This window comes from Nocardiopsis sp. MT53 (genome assembly GCF_019598965.1).
GTDB classification, from domain to species: domain Bacteria; phylum Actinomycetota; class Actinomycetes; order Streptosporangiales; family Streptosporangiaceae; genus Nocardiopsis; species Nocardiopsis changdeensis.
In genome coordinates, this window is sequence record NZ_CP080599.1 from 5790205 (window position 1) to 5809867 (window position 19663).

Here is a 19663-nt window from a genome sequence, read left to right on the forward strand (position 1 = left end):
ACCAGGTGGTTGAATCTTAAACCACTTTGGGCGGCCTTCCCCCTCCACGCTCCCCCGCACCGCTCCCCGTTCCGGTCAAGGACACCCCGGCCCCGGGCAATACCTCTTTCCCCGGCCGCAGCCCCAGCCCCGCGACCAGCGCCGACGCGCACAGGAACCCGGCGAACACCAGCGCCGCGCCCCACCCCCAGCGGTCGTAGAAGAGTCCGCCGGCCCAGCCCAGCACGCTCGCCCCCACGTAGTAGGCCAGCGTGTACACCGAGGACGCCTGCGCCCGCCCCTCGCCGGCCCGCCGGGCCGCCCAGGCCGAGGCGGTGGCGTGCGCGCAGAAGAACACGAACGTGAACACCACCAGCCCCACCGCGACCACCGGAAGCCAGGGCACCGCCAGCACCGCCGCCGCGGCGCCCATCACCGCGACCGAGACCGCCAGCACCCGGTAGGGCCCCCACCGGCCCGCGCCCCGCCCCGACCAGGCCGACCCGGCCATCCCCGCGGTGTAGGCGACGAACAGGGACGACGCCACCGCCTGGGAGAGCCCGAACGGCTCGCCCGTCAGCCGGAACCCCAGCAGGTTGTAGACGGTCATGAACGCGCCCATGAGCAGCAGCGCCTGCGCGTACAGCGCCGCCATCCCGGGGGTGGCCAGCGCCGCCCGCCACCGGGAGCGGCCGCCGACCCCGCCGGCCCCGGACCGGGGCGCGCCGCGGGTCCGGCGCGGCAGCGCGCACACGAACACCAGCCAGGCCAGGACTCCCACCGCGGTGGAGGCCGCCACCCCCCACTGCCACCCCCCGGCGGCGGCCGCCCACCCCGAGACCAGGCGCCCGCCCATCCCGCCCAGCGGGTTCCCGGCGATGTACACACCGATCGCCCGGGCGGCGTCGGCCGGGTGCAGCACCTCGGACAGGTGGGCCACCGCCGCCGCGGGCACCCCGCCCAGCGCCGCCCCCTGCACCGCCCGCAGGGCCACGAGCAGCCACAGGTCGCCGGCGAAGGGTGCAGCGCAGCCGACCAGGGTGGCCACCGCCAGGGACACCGCGATCACCCGGGTGCGCCCGAACCGGTCCCCCAGCCCGCTCCACACCAGTGCGAACCCCGCCAGCGCGCCGGTGGCCGCCGACACCGTCAGCGACACCCGCGCCGCCGACTCCCCCAGGTCCTCCGCCAGCTCCGGCAGCACCGGCTGCACCGACCACAGCTGCGCGAAGGTCGCCACCGCCACGGCCACCATCGCCACCACGGTGCGCCGGTAGGCGGAGGTCCCCGCCCGGGGGCGGTCGTCGTCGGTGTGCGCGGAGTCCATGGAACCCACGCTAGAAACCGGCGACCCATACGTCCAATGCATGGACGGGCGCTGATCCATACTGGAACGCATGGAACCCGAGGACGCCGACCGCATCACCCGACTGCTGGCCCCCCGCCTGCACATGCTGGCCGCCCTGGCCCGCACCGAGCACGTCACCCGCGCCGCCGAATCCCTGGGCATGCCCCAGCCCACCCTGAGCAGGGCGATCGCCCGCCTCCAGGAGGACACCGGGCTCACCCTGGTCGAACGCACCGGGCGCGGGGTGCGGCTGACCCGCACCGGCCGCCTGCTGCTGCCGCACGTGGAACGCGCCCTGGCGGACCTGGCCCGCGGGGTGGGCGAGATCACCGACGCGGGGCAGGGCCGGGTCGGCCTCACCTTCCTGCCCACCCTGGGCGTGGAGGTGGTGCCCGCCCTGCTGCGCGACTTCCGCCGCGCCCACCCCGGCGTGCGCTTCACCCTGGTCCAGGAGCCCTGGGCCGACTCCCTGCACCGCGTGGCCGAGGGCGGCGCCGACCTGGCGCTGACCTCGCCGCTGCCCGCCGACCCGCGCCTGGCCTCGACCGTGCTGCACACCCAGGCGCTGCGCCTCGTGGTGCCCGAGCACCACCGGCTGGCGGCCGCCGACCGCGAGATCGCCCTGGCCGAGGTGGCCGCGGAGGAGTTCGTGCTCCTCAAGCCGGGCCGGGGGGTGCGCCACCTGACGGACCTGATCACCGACCGGGCGGCGCTGACACCCGAGGTCGCCTTCGAGGCCGACGACATCGCCACCGCCCGCGGACTGGTCGGCGCCGGGCTGGGGGTGTCGGTGCTGCCCGCGCGCCCGCGCGGCCCCCTGCCGGGCACGGTGGAGCTGGCCCTGGCCGACCCGGACGCGGTGCGGCCGATCGGGGTGGTGCACGCGGCCGGGGGCTCCGGCGGCGGCTACACGCCCCCGGCCGTGGCGACGTTCCTGGACCACGTGCGCCGCCACGGGCCGCGGCTGATCCCCGACCTGACCGGCTGACCCGCGAAAACCCCTTGCCGGGGGGCGGGGGCGGCCGCCACGCTGGCCGCCATGACACGAGAGCGCTCTTCCGAACGACCCGTGGCCCTGGTCACCGGAGTGGGCCGCACCCGCGGCATCGGGGCGGCGGTCGCCCTGCGCCTGGCCGGGGCCGACTGGGACGTCGCCTTCACCCACTGGGCCCCCTACGACGCCCGCATGCCCTGGGGCGCCGAACCCGGCGCCGCCGAGCGGGTCGGCGCCGCCCTGGCCGAACGCGGGGCCGCCCACCTGGCGCTGGAGGCCGACCTCGCCGACCCAGCGGTCCCCGACCGCGTCGTGGAGCGGGTGGGCGCCGAACTGGGCGCGCCCGCCGCCCTGGTCCTGTGCCACTGCGAATCGGTGGACACCTCGCTGCTGGACACCGGTGTGGAGTCCTTCGACCGGCACTTCGCGGTCAACGCCCGCGCCTCCTGGCTGCTGGTGCGCGCCTTCGCCCGCGCCTTCACCGCGCCCCGCGGGTCCGGCCGGATCGTCGCGCTGACCAGCGACCACACCGTCGGCAACCTGCCCTACGGCGCGAGCAAGGCGGCGCTGGACCGGATCGTCGTCGCCGCCGCCCGGGAGCCGGCCCACCTGGGCGTGTCCGCCAACGCGGTGAACCCGGGGCCGGTCGACACCGGGTGGATGACCCCGGAGCTGAAGCGGGAGACGGCCGGGTACACGCCGCTGGGCCGCACCGGCACCCCCGAGGACACCGCCGACCTGGTCGAATTCCTGTGCTCGCCGCGCGGCGGGTGGGTCAACGGGCAGCTGCTGCACAGCGACGGCGGGCTCTCCGCGCCCTCCTGAGCACACGGGGCGGCCGCCGTGTTCCGGATCAGGACGGTATCCGGACCGCGGCGGCCGCGCGCCCCATAGTCGGCCGTAACTTGTCCGAATGTCAACAAAACGGGGGCGGGGCGCCACCGCCCGCAACCGTACCGAGACCCGGACGGTTCTCACTCTCTACTGCGTGCGCCCTACACTTTCCCAGCACCCGACCATCCCGTCATCCGAGGAGGCGCATGCGCAGGGCCCGGCGGCGCGGGCTCGCCCACGAGGCGGCCGACCGCATCCGCGAGTCCATCCTCCAGGGCACCGTGCCCCCCGGCGCACCGCTGCGCGAGGTCGACCTGGCCACCCGCCTGGACGTCAGCCGCGGCTCCGTCCGCGAGGGGCTGGCCCTGCTGGAGCGCGACGGCCTGGTCGTCAGCGAATGGCACCGCGGCGCCCGCGTCATCGAGCTCACGCCGACCGACGTCGACGAGGTCTACACCGTGCGCGGCGCCCTGGAGCGCCTGGCCGCCCACCGCGCCGCCGCCCGTGTCACCGACGCCCGCCTGGCCGAGCTGTCCGGCCTGGTCGACGCCCTGGACCGGGCGCTGTCCGACGACACCGACGCCGTCGAGCTGCTCCGCCTGGACCTGGGCTTCCACGACCTCCTCTACGAGATCGCCGCCAACACCCGGCTGGCGGGCGCCTGGCAGGCCCTGCGCTCCCCGGTCCACCTGTTCCAGCTCACCCGCATCCGGCACTGCCACCCGCACTACCGCCGGGACTCGGTGGAGGAGCACCGCGCCCTGGTCGACCTGCTCCGGCGCCGCGAGGCCGACGCGGCGGCCGCCTGCGCCGAGGCCCACGTGGCCGCCTCCCGCGACGCGCTGATCGCCATGCTCGACACGCGCCCCTCCGGCACCGGCGACGGCTTGGATAGGCTAACCTAACCTCGGCGCGCAAAGGTGCCCGGGCACGTCCCGGGCACCCCGCGCTCCCGTGTGCCCGCTCCCGCCCCCGATTGGACCGACCCGTGCGCCTACCCACCGCCCCGGACGGCAGCCGGGGCTGCTCGGCCCTGGCCCGCTACACCGGCGAGCAGATCGCCGGAACGGCCGGACGCACCGTCGGATGGCTGCTCATCGAGCACCCCGGCCCCTGGCGCCACCCCGCCTTCACCAGCCCCGGGCTGGACGGGGGCGTCGTCTCCGCCCTGGCCGCGCGGATCGCCGGCCACGACGTCAGGCCCCAGCTCATCAAGCGCCCCGGCGCCGCGCGCGACGCCGACGGGCCGCGCCGCGCCTACCTGGCCCACGTCAGCCGCACCTCCCCCTGGGTGCGGCGCGTCGACTTCACCGACCAGGCCGAGCTGCTGGACATCGACGTCACCGCCGCCGAGCGCCCCGTACCACCGGACTTCGGCACCCCCGTCGACCACACGCTGTACCTGGTCTGCACCCACGCCAAGAAGGACCCCTGCTGCGCCGTCCTGGGCCGCCCGGTGGCCGCCGCCCTGGCCGACACCGACGCCGAGGTCTGGGAGACCACCCACGTGGGCGGCGACCGGTTCGCCGCCAACCTGGTCGCCCTGCCCCAGGGCGCCTACTTCGGCCGCCTGGACCCCGTCTCGGCCGTGCACACCGTCACCTCGCTGGAGAAGGGGCTGCTGGTCCCCGACAACTTCCGCGGCCGGTGCAGCGACTCCTCCGCCGTCCAGGCGGCCGAGGCGGCGCTGCGCATGCGCCTGGGCACCGTCGGCACCGACGAGGTCACCCACCTGGGCGAGGAGGAGGTTCCCGGCGGCGTCCGCGTCACCCTGGGCCACGACCGCGGCCTGTACACGGTCGCCGTCGCCCGCGAGGAGGGCGCGGCCTGTCCGGCCACCTGCTCGGCGGCCGAGCCCAGCCGCCCGGTCCACCACCGCGTCACCGAGATCGAGGGCCTGCCCGCCCACGTCTGACGGCGCGGGGCGGTGCGCCCCCGGCCCGGACCGGGCTTCACCCCCGGCCGGAGCCGGGCACCCGCACGTGCGCGCACCGGCCCGTGTCCGCGTCCACCCGCCACCCGGCGGCGCGCAGCGCGTCCGCGTAGGCGCCGACCTCCGCGGTGAACCACCCCCCGTCCTCCCGCTGCGAGCGCCGGCCCTCGCCGTGGTAGACGTACAGGAGCCGCCCGCGCGGCTCCACGTAGAAGCCCCTGGGCTCCCCCGCCGCCGTCCAGTCCATGGGCGCGTGCCCGGCCGCCCGCAACACGGCCACCGCCCGGAGCACCCCGGGGGGCGAGCCCTCCCACGCCGGCGTCCCCTGCCCGCCCCACCACTCCGTGCCCGCCGCCTCCACGGGCGCGGCCTCACCCCGTGCGCGCCGCGCCAGGGCCGCGTCCAATCCGGCACGGGAGGCCAGGACCCCGCGCTGGATGCCGTACTCGTTCCCGGAGCGGTACGGCAGCCCCTGGGACTCGCGCTCCTCCAGGTGGTCCAGGTGCTCGCGCAGCGCGGCCAGGCCCGCCTCCGTGACGCGGAAGGCGTAGCCGCGGCTCGGGGGGTCGCACGGGGCGAGGAGCCCGGCGCCGACCAGCCACTCCCGGCGCCGCCGGTCGCCGACGGAGGTGCGGAGGGCGAGGAGGTGCGGTCTGGCGCCCAGGTCGTAGAGGTCGACGAAGCGGGCCGGGGTGAGGCGGCCGGGCATGGGGGTCTCCCTTGTGTCGGGGGCGGTGGCGGGGCGCCCGCCCGGGTGCGGCGGAGGCGGCCACCGCCACCTTGGCCGGTCCCTCCGACAGTCCGCGCTCCTGCTGTTCCGTCCAGGGCGTCGGAGCTGCGCTGTCGCGTCCCCGACCGCGGCGATGAGCGCACCGCCGTTCGCGGCCGGCGCCGGTCGCCGGAGGCCGTCCTATCCGCCGGCGGGCTCCCCCGCCGGCTCCGCGCCCCCGGCGACCTCGGCGGTGGCGCGGGTCTGGGCGGCCGCGGCCCGGGTGAGGTACCCGGCGATGAGGGCGAGCTGGTCGGCGTCGTAGCCGGCGTGGACCTCGCCGAGCTCGCGCATGAGGGGGCCGAACACCTCGGCGGCGCGCTCGGCCGGGACGCCGGTGAGGGTGACCACGACCCGGCGGCGGTCGCTCTCGTCCCTGCCGCGCGTGATCATGCCGCGGCGCTGGAGCCGGTCCAGGACGCCGGTGACCGAGGCGGGGGCCAGCCCGGAGTGGCGGACCAGCTCGCCCGCGGTACAGGGGCCGTGCCGCTCCAGCAGGTCCATCATCTTCCAGTCGCTGGGACCGATGCCCAGGCGCTCGCCCACCGCGGTGTGGAACATCACCGCCGCGGCCGAGAGCACGCGCCCGGCCTCCTCGACCTCGCGCAGCGCCCTGTCCCGATCCATGCCTTCTCCGTTCCGCCGGTCTCTTCGCACGCCCGCGGGGCACCACGCCCTTGACCGCGGCGACCCCTCCGAATATATTTCGTTCGACCGAACGAAATAATATCGCCTCTTCCAGGAGACCATCATGCGCGTACTCGTCAGCGGCGGCGGCATCGGCGGCCCCGCACTGGCGCTGGCCCTGCGCCGGGCCGGCATCGACGTCCGGACCTTCGAGGCCCACCCCGGCCCCGCCGCCGGCCTGGGCTCCCACCTGGGCCTGGCCCCCAACGGGCTCGCCGTCCTGCACGCCCTGGGCGCGGGCGAGGACGTCATCGCCCACTCCGCCTTCCCCAGCGACACCATCGAGTTCACCAACGGCCGCGGCCGCGTCCTGGGCCGCCTCCGCGACGGCTCCGCCGAACACGGCGACCGCCTGCGCACCCGCACCATCACCCGCGGCCGACTCCAGACCGTCCTGGCCGAGGCCGCCGCGCGGGCCGGGGTCCCCGTCGCCTACGGCAGGCGGCTGGTCTCCCACACCGACCACGGCGACCACGTCACCGTCTCCTTCGCCGACGGCGGCACCGCCCGGGGCGACGTCCTCATCGGCGCCGACGGCATCCACTCCCCCGTCCGCCGCACCATGGACCCCGCCGCACCCGGCCCCGCCTACACCGGCCTGCTCAACATGGGCGGCTCCCTGCCCGCGCACCTGCTGCCCGCCACCCCCGCGGGCACCACCCGCATGGTCTTCGGCCGCCGCGCCTTCCTCGGCTACCAGACCGGGGAGGAGACCGCCCTGTGGTTCGTCAACCTGCCCCACCCGGACGTCGGGCCCGACACCCCCGCGCCCGCGGGCGGCTGGCAGCGGTACGTCCTGGACCGGTTCTCCGGCGACGCCCCCTACATCGCCGCCGCCCTCGCCCACGCCGACCCCGCCGCGTTCACCCCGACGGGCATCCACGACATCGCCTCGCTGCCCCGCTGGAGCAGGGGCCGCGTCGGCCTGCTCGGCGACGCCGCCCACGCCATGGCCCCCTCCAGCGGGCAGGGCGCCTCCCAGGCCCTGGAGGACGCCCTGGTCCTGGCCTCCTGCCTGCGCGACATCGACGACCCCGCACAGGCCCTGGCCACCTACGAGCACCTGCGCCGCGACCGCGTCGAACGCGTCGTGGCCCTGGGACGGCGCCAGGGCTCCCCCAAACTCGCCGGAAACGCCGTCAGCGCGTTCCTGCGCGACCTCGCCCTGCCCCTGGTGTTCAGGGCCGTCGCCCGCACCGACCCGCACCGCGAGGTGTTCTCCCACCGCATCGACCCCGACCGGCCGGTCCGGCCCGCCGGGGTCGTCCGGTGAACGCCGCTCAGCCCCAGAAGCCGAAGCTGTACAGCAGCCCGTTGGTCGCCGCCATCACGCCCAGCGCCAGCACCGCGCCGGTCACGAACGAGGTCCGCAGCGACCGCACCAGGAACTCCAGCGACACCAGGTTGTTGAGGATGAAGTAGCCCAGCATCGTCGCGTGCCAGAACCCGTCCATCGACAGGGGCTCGAACACGAAGACCGAGCCGTTCCACACGTCGGTCTCGGTGGTGAACCACTCCCACGCCAGCGCCGCACCGTACCCCAGCGGGATCTGGATGAACGGCAGGATCAGCAGCGGCAGCAGCTTGGCGAAGCTCCACAGGCTCGGCCGCCCCGCCTCGCGGGCCTCGGCCTGCGCCCGGCGCGCCGCCTCCTGCTCGGCGCGCACCCGCTCGCGGTGGGCCCGGTCCGCCTCCTGGCGGCGTCGGTGCTCCACCTGCTCCTCGTGGCGGCGCCGCTGCTGGGCCGCGTACTCCTCCTGGCGGCGGCGCTCCTGCTCCTGGCGCTCCTGCTGGGCGCGCAGCTGCTCCTGGTGGCGCTCGTACTCGCGGCGGCGCAGCTCCTCGGCGTCGGCCCCGGGCGCCCCGCGCCGCCCCCCGTACAGGTCGGCGTAGGGGTCGTTCGGAGCGGACGCCCCCGAGCCGTACCCCTGGTCCTGCGCGGGCATCCGCCGGGTGGAGTCGTGCCCCTGCCCGGCACCGTACGGCTGCGCCTGCTGCGTCGCGTCGTAGCCCTGGGCCTGGCCCGCGCCGTACTGCTGCGTGGGCGCGTACCCCTGTCCCTGTCCCTGTCCCAGGACCGAGGTCGCCCCCTGGTCCTGGGCCGCGGGAGGCGTCACCCGCGTGGCCGCGTCGTCGCCCCACGCCCCGGCCGCCGCTCCCGCGGCACCGCCGGCCACCGCGCCCCACACCCGTGTCGGGTCCGCGGAGCCCTCGCCGCGGCCGTGGGCGCCGGTCGGCTCCGCCGACGACAGCGCCCGGTTGACCGTCGCCACCTGCTCCTGCACACCCGCCATCACCGCGGGCGGCAGCCACGCGGCCCCGGCGGGCACCTCGCCCAGGTAGTCCAGGATCTCGCCCGGCGTGGGGCGGCCCCGCACGTCCTTGCTCAGGCAGGCCGCCACCAGGTGCCGCAGCGACTCCGGCACCCGCGACAGGTCCGGCTCGCTGCTGATGATCCGCATGACCATCGTCGGCATCGCCCCCTCGCCGAAGGGGCCCGTGCCCCCGGCCGCGTATGCCAGCACCGCACCGTAGGCGAACAGGTCGCTGGCGGGGGTCAGCGTCTCCCCCTGCACCTGCTCCGGGCTCATGAACCCCGGCGTGCCGATGATCGACTGCGTCGCCGCCGTCCCGTCCGTGGCCCGCGCGATCCCGAAGTCGATCACCCGCGGCCCGTCCTCGGCCAGCAGCACGTTGCCGGGCTTGAGGTCCCGGTGGATCAGCCCCACCCGGTGGATCTCCGCCAGCGCCTCGGCCAGGCCGGCCGCCAGCACCCGCACCGTCGGCTCGGGCAGCGGGCCGTGGGCCGCCACCGCGTCGTCCAGCGGCAGGGAGGGGACGTAGGAGGTGACCAGCCACGGCACCTCGTCCTCGGGGCCCGCGTCGATCACCGGCGCCGTGAACGCGCCGCTCACCTGGCGGGCCGCGTTCACCTCACGGGCGAACCGCTCCCGGAACGCGGCGTCGGTCGCCATGTGCGGGTGGATCCGCTTGATCGCCACGGCCCGCCCGCCCGCGGACCGGCCCAAGAACACCTGGCCCATACCGCCCGCCCCCAGGCGTGCGATCAACCGGTACCGGCCGATGCGATCGGGATCGGTGCTCTCAAGGGGACCCAACGTCCTCAGTCCTTCCGCATTCGCCGAGTCTGGTCGCGCCTCGTACACCACACGTGCACCAGACCCCAGCGATCGTAGCCAACCCGGCGGGTCCCGCGGACCCGCGGCGCCCCGCGCCGTCGGGCGCGCCGCTCCGCACCTGCGGTCCGCTCCCCCCGCGGTGCGCCGACAACGCCCCACCGCCCCCGGGAGTTCCCCCCTGGCCTGCATCGGCCAACTCGTCCCGGGCCGCAGCGCCCCCGCACCCGGCCCGCCTAGGGTCGTAGCGTCGAGAGGAGCGCCCATGCAGGTCCTGAACTCCCTGCGGACCGACGCCCGCCTGCGCATGTTCCAGGCGATGACCTGGGCCGCCGCCCAGCGGGGGGACCACGCCTCCCGCCTGATGCACCACCCCTGGCGCGCGAACCCCTACCCCACCCACCGGCGCCTGCGAGCCCAGGGGGCCCTCGTCCGCAGCCGGTTCGGGTTCCGCACCGCCACCTCCCACGCCCTCGTCCAGGGCATCCTGCGCGACCGCTCCCTAGGCGTGCGCCCGGAGGGCCCCACGGCCGAACCGACCGGCGTGGACCTGATCGACCTCTCCTTCCTCACCCGCAACCCTCCCGAGCACACCCGGCTGCGCGCCCTGGCCCGGCCCGCGTTCACGCCGCGCATGATGGAGCGGTACGCCGTCGAGATCGAGAAGATCACCCACGACCTGCTGGACCGCGCCCTGGCCAAGGGGCGCTTCGACCTCATGGCCGACTTCGCCCAGCCGCTGCCCATCGCGGTCATCACCCGGCTGCTGGGCGTGCCCGACGACGACCACGCCGCGTTCGTGGAGATCGGCGCGGCCATCGGGTCGTCCCTGGACGGGCCCCGCTCCGCCCGCCACCTGCGCCGCATCCAGGACGCCTCGGACCGCCTGGACGCCCTGTTCGACCACCTGATGCGGCTGCGCCGCGCCGACCCGCGCGAGGACGTCGTCTCCTCCCTGACCGCCGCCACCGACGCCGGGGAGATCACCCCCCGGGAGATGGCCGCGATGTGCCGGCTGCTGCTCGTCGCCGGGTTCGAGACCACCGTCAACCTCATCGGCAACGGCACCGCCGCCCTGCTGCGCCACCGCGACCAGTGGGACCTGCTCACCGCCGACCCCGGCCTGGCCGGGAACACCGTCGAGGAGGTCCTGCGCTACGACCCGCCGGTGCAGATGACCTCCCGCTGGGTGAACCGGGACACGTCCATAATGGGACACGAACTGCGCCGGGGGAGCTACATCCTGTGCTCCATCGGGGCCGCGGGACGCGACCCCGACCGCTTCGCCGACCCCGACCGGTTCGACATCACCCGTACCGACGCATCCGACCACCTCGCCTTCTCCGGCGGCATCCACTACTGCCTGGGGGCGCCGCTGGCACGGCTGGAAGGGCGCATCGCCCTGCACGCCCTGGCCACCAGGGCACCGCGGCTGCGCCCCGCCGGCCGGCCCGTCCACCGGCCCACCACGACCCTGCGCGGCCTGGCCGCCTTCCCCGTCACCACGGGAGAGGGGTGAGGGGTGACCGGGCACCGCACCAGCGGGCACGGCAGGCCCGCGCCCGTCAACGGAAAGGGGGTGCTGTTGACCGCCGCCGCCCTGTGCGCCGTCGTCCTCACGGTCACCGGCGTCCTCGTCGCCGTCCTGCCCGAACCAGAGCAGGAGGGCCACCTGCTGCCCGGGCTCGCCCGCGCCCGGGGCATCGACCTGGGCGTCGCGGTGGCCGTCGACCCCCTGGCCCACGACCGCCGCTACCGGGGCATCGTCGAGGACCACTACACCTCGGTCACCGCCGAGAACACCATGAAGTGGGAGCACGTCCAGCCCGAACGGGGCGAGTTCGACTGGAGCGGCCCCGACGCCGTCGTCGACTTCGCCGCCGAGAACGGCCTCAACGTGCGCGGCCACACCATGCTCTGGCACAACCAGCAGCCCGACTGGCTCGCCGGCGGCGACTGGGACGCCGAGAGCCTGAGCGCGGTCGTCCACGAGCACGTCACCACCGTCATGGAGCGCTACCGCGGCCGCGTCTCCGCCTGGGACGTCATCAACGAGCCCCTGGAGGACGGCGGCCCGGACATGCGCCGCAACCTCTGGTACGAGGTCCTGGGCCCCGACTACATCGCCCAGACCCTCTACAGCGCCCACGCCGCCGACCCCGACGCCGAGCTCTACATCAACGAGTTCGGCATCGAGACCGCCGGCCCCAAGGCCGACGCCCTCTACGCCCTGGTGTCGGACCTGGTCGAGCGCGGGGTCCCGCTGCACGGCATCGGCTTCCAGTCCCACTTCGTGCACGGCAACGTGTCCGAGGACCTCGCCGACCAGATGCGCCGCTACACCGACCTGGGCCTGGAGGTCGCCGTCACCGAACTGGACGTGCGCATCCCCGAGCCCGTCACCGACGAGGACCTGCGGGAGCAGCGCGGCGAGTACCGCGACGTCCTGGCCGCCTGCCTGGAGGTCGAGGGCTGCGTCAACGTGACCGTCTGGGGCGTCACCGACGCCCACTCCTGGATCCCCGAGTGGTTCCCCGGCACCGACGCCGCCCTGCCCTTCGACACCGCCTACCGGCCCAAGCCCGCCCTGTCGGGCATGGTCGACGCCCTCTCCCGGCGCGGCGGCCGCCGGCCGGCGCCGGCCGGCGACCCCGGTCGGCGCACCCGCCCCGCCCGCTAGGCTGCGGCACCATGACCGTCCGTGTGCCCGCCCGCGTCGCCGCCGCCCTCACCCGCTTCTGCGGGCCCGACTGGGTGGCCGACCTGCCCCGCCGGGCCGCCGAGCGCCTGGACGCCTGGGGCCTCGCCCCCGCCGGCGACCCCCTGCACGGCGCCGTCTCCCTGGTCCTGCCCGTCACCACCGCCGACGGCCGCCCGGCCATGCTCAAGATCCAGCCCGTCGACGCCGAGACCCGCGGCGAACCCGACGCCCTGCGCGCCTGGGACGGCGACGGCTGCGTCCGCCTCCTCGACCACGACCCCGGCAGCGGCGACCTGCTCCTGGAGGCCCTGGACCCCGGCCGCGACCTGGACTCCACCATCGACGCCCACGGCATCGACCGGGCCCTGGAGACCATCGCCGGACTGCTCACCACCCTCAACGCCCGCCCCGGGCCGCCCGGCCTGCGCCGCCTGGGCCCCATGACCGAACGCCTCGTCGCCCGCGCCCGCCGCCTGCGGGCCGCCGCCGACCCGCCCGGCGACCTGGACGCCGCCCTGGACCGGTGGGCGGGTGTGGCCGCCGCCGTCGCCCCCGAGGCCGGGGACCGCCTGCTGCACTGGGACCTGCACTACCAGAACGTCCTGGCCCCGCTCCCGGGCACCGGCCGCGGCCCCTGGCTGGCCATCGACCCCAAGCCCCTGGCCGGCGACCCGGGCTACGAGCTGCTGCCCGCCCTGTGGAACCGCTTCCCGTCCGGCCCCGGCGCCGAGCGCCTGCTGCGCCGCCGCTTCGACCTGCTCACCGAGGCCACCGGCGCCGACCGGGAGCGGGCCCGCGCCTGGACCCTGGTCCGCGTCCTGGAGAACACCGTCTGGTCCCTGGAGGAGGGCGACACCGCCCGCCCCGCGCAGATGCTCGCCCTGGCCCGCGCCCTGGGGTCCTGACCCCGCCACACGGCGGGCACCACCCCGCCGCACGCCGCTACCGCCCCGCCCGGCGGCGTCCGCACAATGGGGTCCCGCGCACCGACACCGACGGGAGACCTCCGTTGACCACACCGCCTCCGCCGCCCTTCGACCCCGAGCTGTCCGCCGCCCTGGCCCTGATCGGCGACCAGATCACCCCCTCCATCACCCCCGACCTCATCGACGCCATCCGGACCGCCCGCGCCGGCCTTCCGGTCGAGGGCGACTTCGCCCACGGCGGCGACTTCACCGAGCACGCCCTCACCTTCCCGGGCCGCGACGGCGCCGACGTCCCCCTGCTGCTGTGGCGGCCCACCTGGACCACCGAGCCCACCGGGCTGCTGTACTGGATCCACGGCGGCGGCATGATCCTGGGCACCCACCGCGGCCCCGAGATCCCCGACCTGCTCGCCACCGCCCGCGAACTGGGCCTGGCGGTGGCCTCCGTCGGCTACCGGCTCGCCCCCGAGCACCCCCACCCCACCCCCGTGGAGGACTGCTACGCCGGGCTGGTCCACCTCACCTCCGGCGCCGCCGCCCACGGCCTGGACACCGCCCGGGTCGTGGTGGGCGGGGCCAGCGCCGGCGGCGGCCTGGCCGCGGCCACCGCCCTGCTGGCCCGCGACCGCGGCGGCCCCGCCCTGGCCGCGCAGCTGCTGATCTACCCGATGCTCGACGATCGCAACGACAGCGTCTCCGCCCACCAGATGGCGGGCCTGGGCGTGTGGGACCGCACCTCCAACGACACCGGCTGGAACGCCCTGCTGGGCGGGGCCGCGGGCGGTCCCGACACCTCCCCCTACGCCGCCCCCGCCCGCGCCGCCGACCTGTCGGGGCTGCCCCCGGCGTTCCTGGACGTGGGCTCGGCCGAGACCTTCCGCGACGAGGTCGTCGACTACGCCGCCCGCATCTGGCGGGCGGGCGGCGTCGCCGAACTCCACGTGTGGCCCGGCGCCTTCCACGGCTTCGACTCCTTCGCCCCGCACGCCGCCCTGTCCCGCCAGGCCACGGCCGCACGCCTTCCCTGGCTGCGCCGCACCCTCGGCGTGTGAGGCAGGGCACACTGGTTCCATGAGGGAACTGCTGGGCCGCATCAGCGCACTGGACCCCCAGGCCGGGGACGCCGTCAAGGTCATCGCCTACTTCGACCGGCTGCACGGCACCGGCCTGGAACCCCTGGTGCGCGGTGCGGCCGCCCTGGCCGGGCACCCCGCCGCGCTCACGGACCCGGCCCGCGCCCTGTCCCTGCGCGCCCTGCCCGACGGCCGCCTCACCCGCGCCCCGCAGCCGCCCCCGGACCCGTCCTGGCCGACCGCCACCGCGGGGACCGCCCTGCTGTGGCTGGAGGTGCCCGGCCCCGCCGGACCGGTCCTGGACATGGTGCTGGAGCGTGCCGCGGTCGCCGTCCTGGACCACCTGGACCGCTCCCCGGCCCCCGCCCTCCCCCTGGCGGCGGTGCTCACCGACCCCGCCCGCGGCGAGGACGAGCGCCTGGCCGCGGCCCGCCGCGCAGGGATCGGGCCCGCCGCCCGCCGCGCGGTCCTGGCCCCCCGCCGGGGCCCGGTGCGCCTGCTCTCCCCCGGCGAGGACCCCGGCACCGCCCGCGCCGGGCTGGGCCCGGCCGTACCGGTCGCCGACCTGCCCGCGTCCCTGGCCGACGCGCGCCGCGCCCTGCGCTTCACCGCCGCCGGGTCGGGCGCCGACCCCGGCCCCCGCCTCGTCCGTGCCGAACACCTGGGCGCCCTGCTGCCCCTGGCCGACACCGTCGCCCCCGGCGACGCGCCCCCGCCCGACGTGACCGCCCTGGAGCGGCTGGCCCGCACCTCCACCGCCCTGATCGCCCTGGCCGACGCGCTGGCGACCGCGTCCAGCGTGCGCGCGGCCGCCACGGCGCTGGGCGTGCACCACTCCACCGCCCAGCAGGGCCTGGAACGGCTGGAACGCCTCCTGGGCTGGAGCGTGCGCACCGTCCCGGGGAGGCTGCGCCTCCAGGTGGCCCTACACGTGCGCCGCCTCCACCTGCCCGACTGACCCCCGCACGCCCCGGCGGTGGTCGGTCGGCGACACCCCGCGCACCCGCTTGAACGCGGCGCTGAACGCGAACGCGTCCGCGTAGCCCACCCTGCGGGCGATCGCCCCCACCGTCTCGGCGGTGTCGCGCAGCAGGTCCGCGGCCAGGGTCATCCGCCACTCGGCCAGGTACGCCATCGGCGGCACCCCCACCAGCGCCGTGAAGTCCCGGGCCAGCGTCGCCCGCGACACCCCGCACACCTCGGCCAGCCCCGCCACCGTCCACGCCGCGTCGGGCCGGTTGTGCACCGCCCGCAGCGCCGCCCCCACCACCGGGTCGGCCAGCGCCGTGTACCAGGCGGGCGGGTCGGCCTCGGGCCGGTCGAACCAGGTCCGCAGGGTCGAGACCAGCGCCAGGTCCAGCAGCCGGTCCAGCACCACCTGCTGGCCCGGCACCTGGCAGTCCACCTCGTTGAGGATCATCTGCGTGAGCGGGTCGTGGCAGGCGTCGGCGGGCACCACCAGCACCTCCGGCAGCGCCGACAGCAGCCGCCGCCCCACCTCCCCGGTGACGTCGTAGCCGCCGCTGAGCAGCAGGTCGGGGGCGTCGAACGACCGGCCGTAGGTGCGCACCCCCAGCACGACGTCCTCGTCGAGGGGCTCGCCGTCCGGCCCCAGGCAGACCTGTTCCGACAGGACGGTGCAGGTGGTGGCGGCGTCGGCCGGGTGGGCGACGGTGTGGGCGCCGGGCCCGCGCAGCACCGCGATGTCACCGGCCTCCAACGGCAGGGGGCCGCCCCGCCCGGGAGCGACCCAGGCCCGGCCCCGCACCATCGTGACCAGTGTCAGGGGCAGGGCGTGGTCGAAGCGCACCGACCAGGGCGGCTCCATCAGGGAACGGCTGAACAGGGCCCCGCGGGCCCGGACCCCGTCGAGGAGGTCGGAGAGTGCGTCCATGCCGTAGACGATCGCACATGCAGGCGAGACTCGCGACCATGGATCGTCTCAGCCGGGGGTGATGGACTTCCCCCATGACGAACACCGACCCCATCCTGGTCATCGGCGGCACCGGCACCACCGGTCGCCGCATCGCCCGCCTGCTCGCCGAGCGGGGCCGCGCCGTGCGCGTCGCCTCGCGCAGCGCGGCCCACCGCTTCGACTGGACCGACCCCGCCACCTGGGACGCCGCCCTGGACGGGGTGCGCACCGCCTACGTCGTCCCCAACGACACCGAACCGCACACCCCCGAGCTCGTCGCCGCCGCCCGGGACCGCGGCCTGGAGCGCATGGTCCTGCTCTCGGCCCGCGGCTCCGACGACCCCGGCTACTACGCCGACCGCCGCAACACCGACAACGGCCACCTCCAGGGCGAGCAGGCCCTGTCCGCCAGCGGCCTGGAATGGACCGTGCTGCGCCCCACCTGGTTCGCCCAGAACTTCACCGAGGGGTTCTTCTCTCCCCTGGTCGAGGCGGGGGACCTGCGCCTGCCCACCGGGGAGGGCGCGTGCCCGTTCGTCGACGCCGACGACATCGCCGAGGTCGCCGTCGCCGCCCTCACCGGCGACGGGCACCAGGGCCGCACCTACGAGCTGACCGGGCCGCGCCCCCTGACCCTGCACGAGGTCGCCCGGGTGTTCACCGCCGCGACCGGCCGCACGGTGGTCCACACCCCCGTCACCCCCGACGCCTTCATCGCCGAGCAGACCGGGGCCGGCGTCCCCGCGGACCTCGCCGAGGTGCTGGCCGACCTCATGGGCCCGCTGGCCCGCGGGCGCGAGGCCCACCCGTCCACCGGGGTGGAGGACGCCCTGGGCCGCCCGCCCCGCTCCCTGGAGGACACCCTCAGTCGGCGAGGGTGATCCCCAGCGCTCCCAGCAGCAGGCGCGCCTGCGCGGGGCCGATCATCGCCCCGCGCAGGTACTGCGCCTGCTCCACCGTGAACTCGCCCAGGTCGGCGCCGCGCAGGTCCGCGCCCGCCAGCCTCGCCCCGACCAGCGAAGCCCCGCGCAGCCGCGAGTCCACCCACACCGTCTCGCGCAGGTCCGCCGCCGACAGGTCCGCCTCGTCCAGCCGCAGCCCCTCCAGCACCCGGCCCCGCAGGTCGATGCCCTTGCACCGGGCCAGCATCAGGTTGCAGTGGTCGAACGCGTACCCCACCCCGCGCAGCGACGTCAGCCCCGCCCCCGTCATCCGGCACCCCGAGAACACCGCGTCGGTCAGCAGCGCCCCCTGCCACCGGGTGTTGGCCAGGTCCACCCGCTCGAACCGCGCCTCGGTGCACTCGGCCCCGCCGAACACCGCCCCCGCGGCCCCGCCGCCGACGAACCGGGTCCCCTCCAGCTCCGCGCCCTCCAGGCGCGCCCCGTCCAGCCGGCAGTCCCGCACCACCGCCTCGGCCAGGTCCACCCCGCGCAGGTCCGCCCCCGACAGGTCGCACCCCACCAGCTCCCGGGGCGCGCCCCCCGCGCTCCCCCACTCCTCCCGCAGATCGGCCCCCGCCAGATCCGCGCCCTGCAACGACTCCCGAGAAACATCCGTGCCCATGGGCGCGCACCCTACCGTGCACCGCCGACAACGCGCCGCCGGAACCGCTCAGTCGCGCAGCTTCAGCGCCAGGAACAGGTCCACCCGGTGCTCCAGGTTGCTCAGGTCCCGGCCGGTCAGCTCCTCCACCCGGCCGATCCGGTACCGCAGCGTGTTCACGTGCACGTGCATCGCCGCCGCGCACCGCTGCCAGGACCCCGAGTGCTCCAGGAACCGCTCCAGCGTCTCCACCAGCTCCGACCGGTGGTCCCGGTCGTAGGCCACCAGCGGGCCCAGCAGCCGCTCCCGGTAGGAGCTCTGCACCTCCTCCGGCACCGACGCCAGCAGCAGCTCGTGGGAGTCGATCTCCGCCCCCGCGATCACCCGCCACCGCCCGCCCCGCAGCTCCGCCAGCCGCCGCGCGTGCCGGGCCTCCACCGCCGCGCCCCGCAGCTCCGGGACCCCGCGCGCCGCCGAGGACGACCCCAGCGCCAACCGGTGGTCCAGCAGGCCGCCCTCCAGCACCCGGGCCCCGGCCACCAGCACCGTGCGCACCCGCTCGGCCGCCTCCCGGGGGTCGCCGCCCGCGGGCACCGGGACCAGCGCCAGCGTGTCGCCGTCCCCGTCCCCGGTGACCACCGCGCCGGGCAGGTCGGCCACCAGCTCGGCCACCACGTGCCGGGTCAGCTCGCCCGCCCGCGGCGCGGGCAGCATCACGGCGCTGACCACCACGTGGTCCTCGCCCCCGCCCTGCGGAGTGCCCCGCAGCAGCGCCGCCACCTCGTCGAACCGCTGCGCCGCCAGCAGCCGGGCCACCCCCTCCAGGTGCCGGGCCTCGGTGCTCCACCGGTCCTCCACCCGCCCCCGGGCCAGCACCGCCACCGACCCCAGCTCGGCGACCGTCTCGCGCTCCTCCTCCGACCACACCGCCTCGTCGCCGGCGCACACCAGCAGCCACCGCGACAGCGGATGCGACCGCGACGTGGCCACCTCCCGCACCGTCACGACCGCCTCCCCGGCCCCCGGCACCCGAGTGGTGTGCGGCAGCAGCGGCCACGCCAGGGCCCGGGCCGCCAGCCACTCCCGCTCGGCCGCGCCCAGCCCCGCGCCGTCGCCGGCCACCAGCCGGCCCGTCGGCGAGACCACCCACGCGCGCACCCCGACCTGCGCCGACGCCCGCGCGAACACCTCCGCGAAATCCGCGCCGGCGGCCACCTCCGCCACCGCCTGGCGCAACCGGTCCCGGTGCCGCGCCAGCCCCGCGAACCGGCGCCGGGTGTGCGAGCCCAGCACCTCCTCCGTCACCGCGCCGAACGACGTCTCCGGCGGAACCTCCACCAGCGGCATCCCCCGCCGCAGGCACGCCTGCACCAGGTCCTCGGGCACCGAGCCCAGCGCCGTCCCCGCCCCGATCGCCACCGCGCCGGCCGACTCCACCGACGCCACGAACCGGTCCGAGTCCCCTGGACCCTCACGCCACATCATCCCGGTGAGCACCAGCTCGCCCCCGCGCAGATACCGCGCGGGCTCCAACAGGTCGGTGGTGTAGGCCCACCCCACCTCGCGGTCGGCCTCCTCCGCCCCCGCCAGGAAGCGCAGGTGCAGCCGCTCGACCGCGATCAAATCGCCAAGACGCATGAACGTCCCTCTTGAGTCCGTGTGTCGATGATGGTCCCCGAGACCTTACGGGAGTTCAGTGGTGGGGAAGTACGAACCCTCCCACGGGCACCACTTGGAGGAAACGACCAACGATAACCGTTCGTTCCGCCATCACTTCATGTCATCGCCGCCTGGAAGCGACGACACCGGAGTGCTGTACTTC

Annotated in this window: 18 protein-coding genes; 11 read left to right on the forward strand and 7 right to left on the reverse strand. The window is 76.3% G+C overall.

Annotation, left to right across the window (positions count from 1 at the left end; translation table 11 throughout):
- Positions 1–16: 16 nt before the first annotated feature.
- The gene (locus tag K1J57_RS25820) at positions 17–1306 is read right to left on the reverse strand and encodes an MFS transporter (RefSeq protein WP_255646602.1); all 1290 of its coding nucleotides are present in this window, start codon (positions 1304–1306) and stop codon (positions 17–19) included.
- A gap of 70 nt (positions 1307–1376) precedes the next feature.
- Here K1J57_RS25820 and K1J57_RS25825 point away from each other — a divergent pair, with 70 nt between their 5' ends.
- The 4 genes from K1J57_RS25825 (at position 1377) to K1J57_RS25840 (ending at position 5070) form a co-directional block, all read left to right on the forward strand.
- A complete protein-coding gene (locus K1J57_RS25825) occupies positions 1377–2315 on the forward strand; it encodes a LysR family transcriptional regulator (RefSeq protein WP_220561320.1) in 939 nt (312 codons plus the stop codon).
- Positions 2316–2366: 51 nt separating this feature from the next.
- Positions 2367–3146 (forward strand): SDR family oxidoreductase, encoded by a 780-nt coding sequence (locus K1J57_RS25830; protein WP_220561321.1) that lies wholly within the window; start codon positions 2367–2369, stop codon positions 3144–3146.
- Between the two features lie 215 nt (positions 3147–3361).
- A complete protein-coding gene (locus K1J57_RS25835; protein ID WP_220561322.1) occupies positions 3362–4060 on the forward strand; it encodes a GntR family transcriptional regulator in 699 nt (232 codons plus the stop codon).
- A gap of 83 nt (positions 4061–4143) precedes the next feature.
- A complete protein-coding gene (locus K1J57_RS25840) occupies positions 4144–5070 on the forward strand; it encodes a sucrase ferredoxin (RefSeq protein WP_220561323.1) in 927 nt (308 codons plus the stop codon).
- A gap of 37 nt (positions 5071–5107) precedes the next feature.
- Here K1J57_RS25840 and K1J57_RS25845 read toward each other — a convergent pair whose 3' ends face one another.
- Positions 5108–5797 (reverse strand): hypothetical protein, encoded by a 690-nt coding sequence (locus K1J57_RS25845; protein ID WP_220561324.1) that lies wholly within the window; start codon positions 5795–5797, stop codon positions 5108–5110.
- Between the two features lie 201 nt (positions 5798–5998).
- Positions 5999–6484 (reverse strand): MarR family winged helix-turn-helix transcriptional regulator, encoded by a 486-nt coding sequence (locus tag K1J57_RS25850; RefSeq protein ID WP_220561325.1) that lies wholly within the window; start codon positions 6482–6484, stop codon positions 5999–6001.
- A 124-nt stretch (positions 6485–6608) separates the two neighbouring features.
- On the opposite strand from K1J57_RS25850, the gene K1J57_RS25855 reads away from it, so the two are divergent.
- Positions 6609–7817, forward strand: a complete 1209-nt coding sequence (locus K1J57_RS25855; protein ID WP_220561326.1) for an NAD(P)/FAD-dependent oxidoreductase — start codon at positions 6609–6611, stop codon at positions 7815–7817.
- A 7-nt stretch (positions 7818–7824) separates the two neighbouring features.
- Here K1J57_RS25855 and K1J57_RS25860 read toward each other — a convergent pair whose 3' ends face one another.
- Complete coding sequence (locus K1J57_RS25860; RefSeq protein ID WP_220561327.1) at positions 7825–9663, reverse strand: serine/threonine-protein kinase; 1839 nt, start codon at positions 9661–9663, stop codon at positions 7825–7827.
- Positions 9664–9946: 283 nt separating this feature from the next.
- On the opposite strand from K1J57_RS25860, the gene K1J57_RS25865 reads away from it, so the two are divergent.
- The 5 genes from K1J57_RS25865 (at position 9947) to K1J57_RS25885 (ending at position 15339) form a co-directional block, all read left to right on the forward strand.
- Positions 9947–11200: a cytochrome P450 gene (locus K1J57_RS25865; protein WP_220561328.1), complete on the forward strand. Its 1254-nt coding sequence runs from the start codon at positions 9947–9949 to the stop codon at positions 11198–11200.
- Positions 11201–11203: 3 nt separating this feature from the next.
- Positions 11204–12361, forward strand: a complete 1158-nt coding sequence (locus K1J57_RS25870) for an endo-1,4-beta-xylanase (protein ID WP_255646603.1) — start codon at positions 11204–11206, stop codon at positions 12359–12361.
- A gap of 11 nt (positions 12362–12372) precedes the next feature.
- Positions 12373–13287: an aminoglycoside phosphotransferase family protein gene (locus tag K1J57_RS25875; protein ID WP_220561329.1), complete on the forward strand. Its 915-nt coding sequence runs from the start codon at positions 12373–12375 to the stop codon at positions 13285–13287.
- Between the two features lie 104 nt (positions 13288–13391).
- A complete protein-coding gene (locus tag K1J57_RS25880; RefSeq protein WP_220561330.1) occupies positions 13392–14360 on the forward strand; it encodes an alpha/beta hydrolase fold domain-containing protein in 969 nt (322 codons plus the stop codon).
- Positions 14361–14379: 19 nt separating this feature from the next.
- Positions 14380–15339: a helix-turn-helix domain-containing protein gene (locus K1J57_RS25885; protein ID WP_220561331.1), complete on the forward strand. Its 960-nt coding sequence runs from the start codon at positions 14380–14382 to the stop codon at positions 15337–15339.
- Here the strand turns inward: K1J57_RS25885 and K1J57_RS25890 are convergent.
- Positions 15307–16275, reverse strand: a complete 969-nt coding sequence (locus tag K1J57_RS25890) for an AraC family transcriptional regulator (protein ID WP_220561332.1) — start codon at positions 16273–16275, stop codon at positions 15307–15309. The two genes, K1J57_RS25885 and K1J57_RS25890, sit on opposite strands and share 33 nt — an antisense overlap.
- A gap of 74 nt (positions 16276–16349) precedes the next feature.
- Between K1J57_RS25890 and K1J57_RS25895 the strand changes: the two genes are divergently transcribed.
- Complete coding sequence (locus K1J57_RS25895; protein ID WP_220561333.1) at positions 16350–17177, forward strand: SDR family oxidoreductase; 828 nt, start codon at positions 16350–16352, stop codon at positions 17175–17177.
- Here the strand turns inward: K1J57_RS25895 and K1J57_RS25900 are convergent.
- Positions 17161–17862, reverse strand: a complete 702-nt coding sequence (locus tag K1J57_RS25900) for a pentapeptide repeat-containing protein (RefSeq protein ID WP_220561334.1) — start codon at positions 17860–17862, stop codon at positions 17161–17163. The two genes, K1J57_RS25895 and K1J57_RS25900, sit on opposite strands and share 17 nt — an antisense overlap.
- Positions 17863–17910: 48 nt before the next feature.
- Positions 17911–19479 carry a PucR family transcriptional regulator gene (locus tag K1J57_RS25905; protein ID WP_220561335.1) on the reverse strand — a complete coding sequence of 523 codons (1569 nt, stop codon included), beginning with the start codon at positions 19477–19479 and terminating at the stop codon, positions 17911–17913.
- Between the last annotated feature and the right edge of the window lie 184 nt (positions 19480–19663).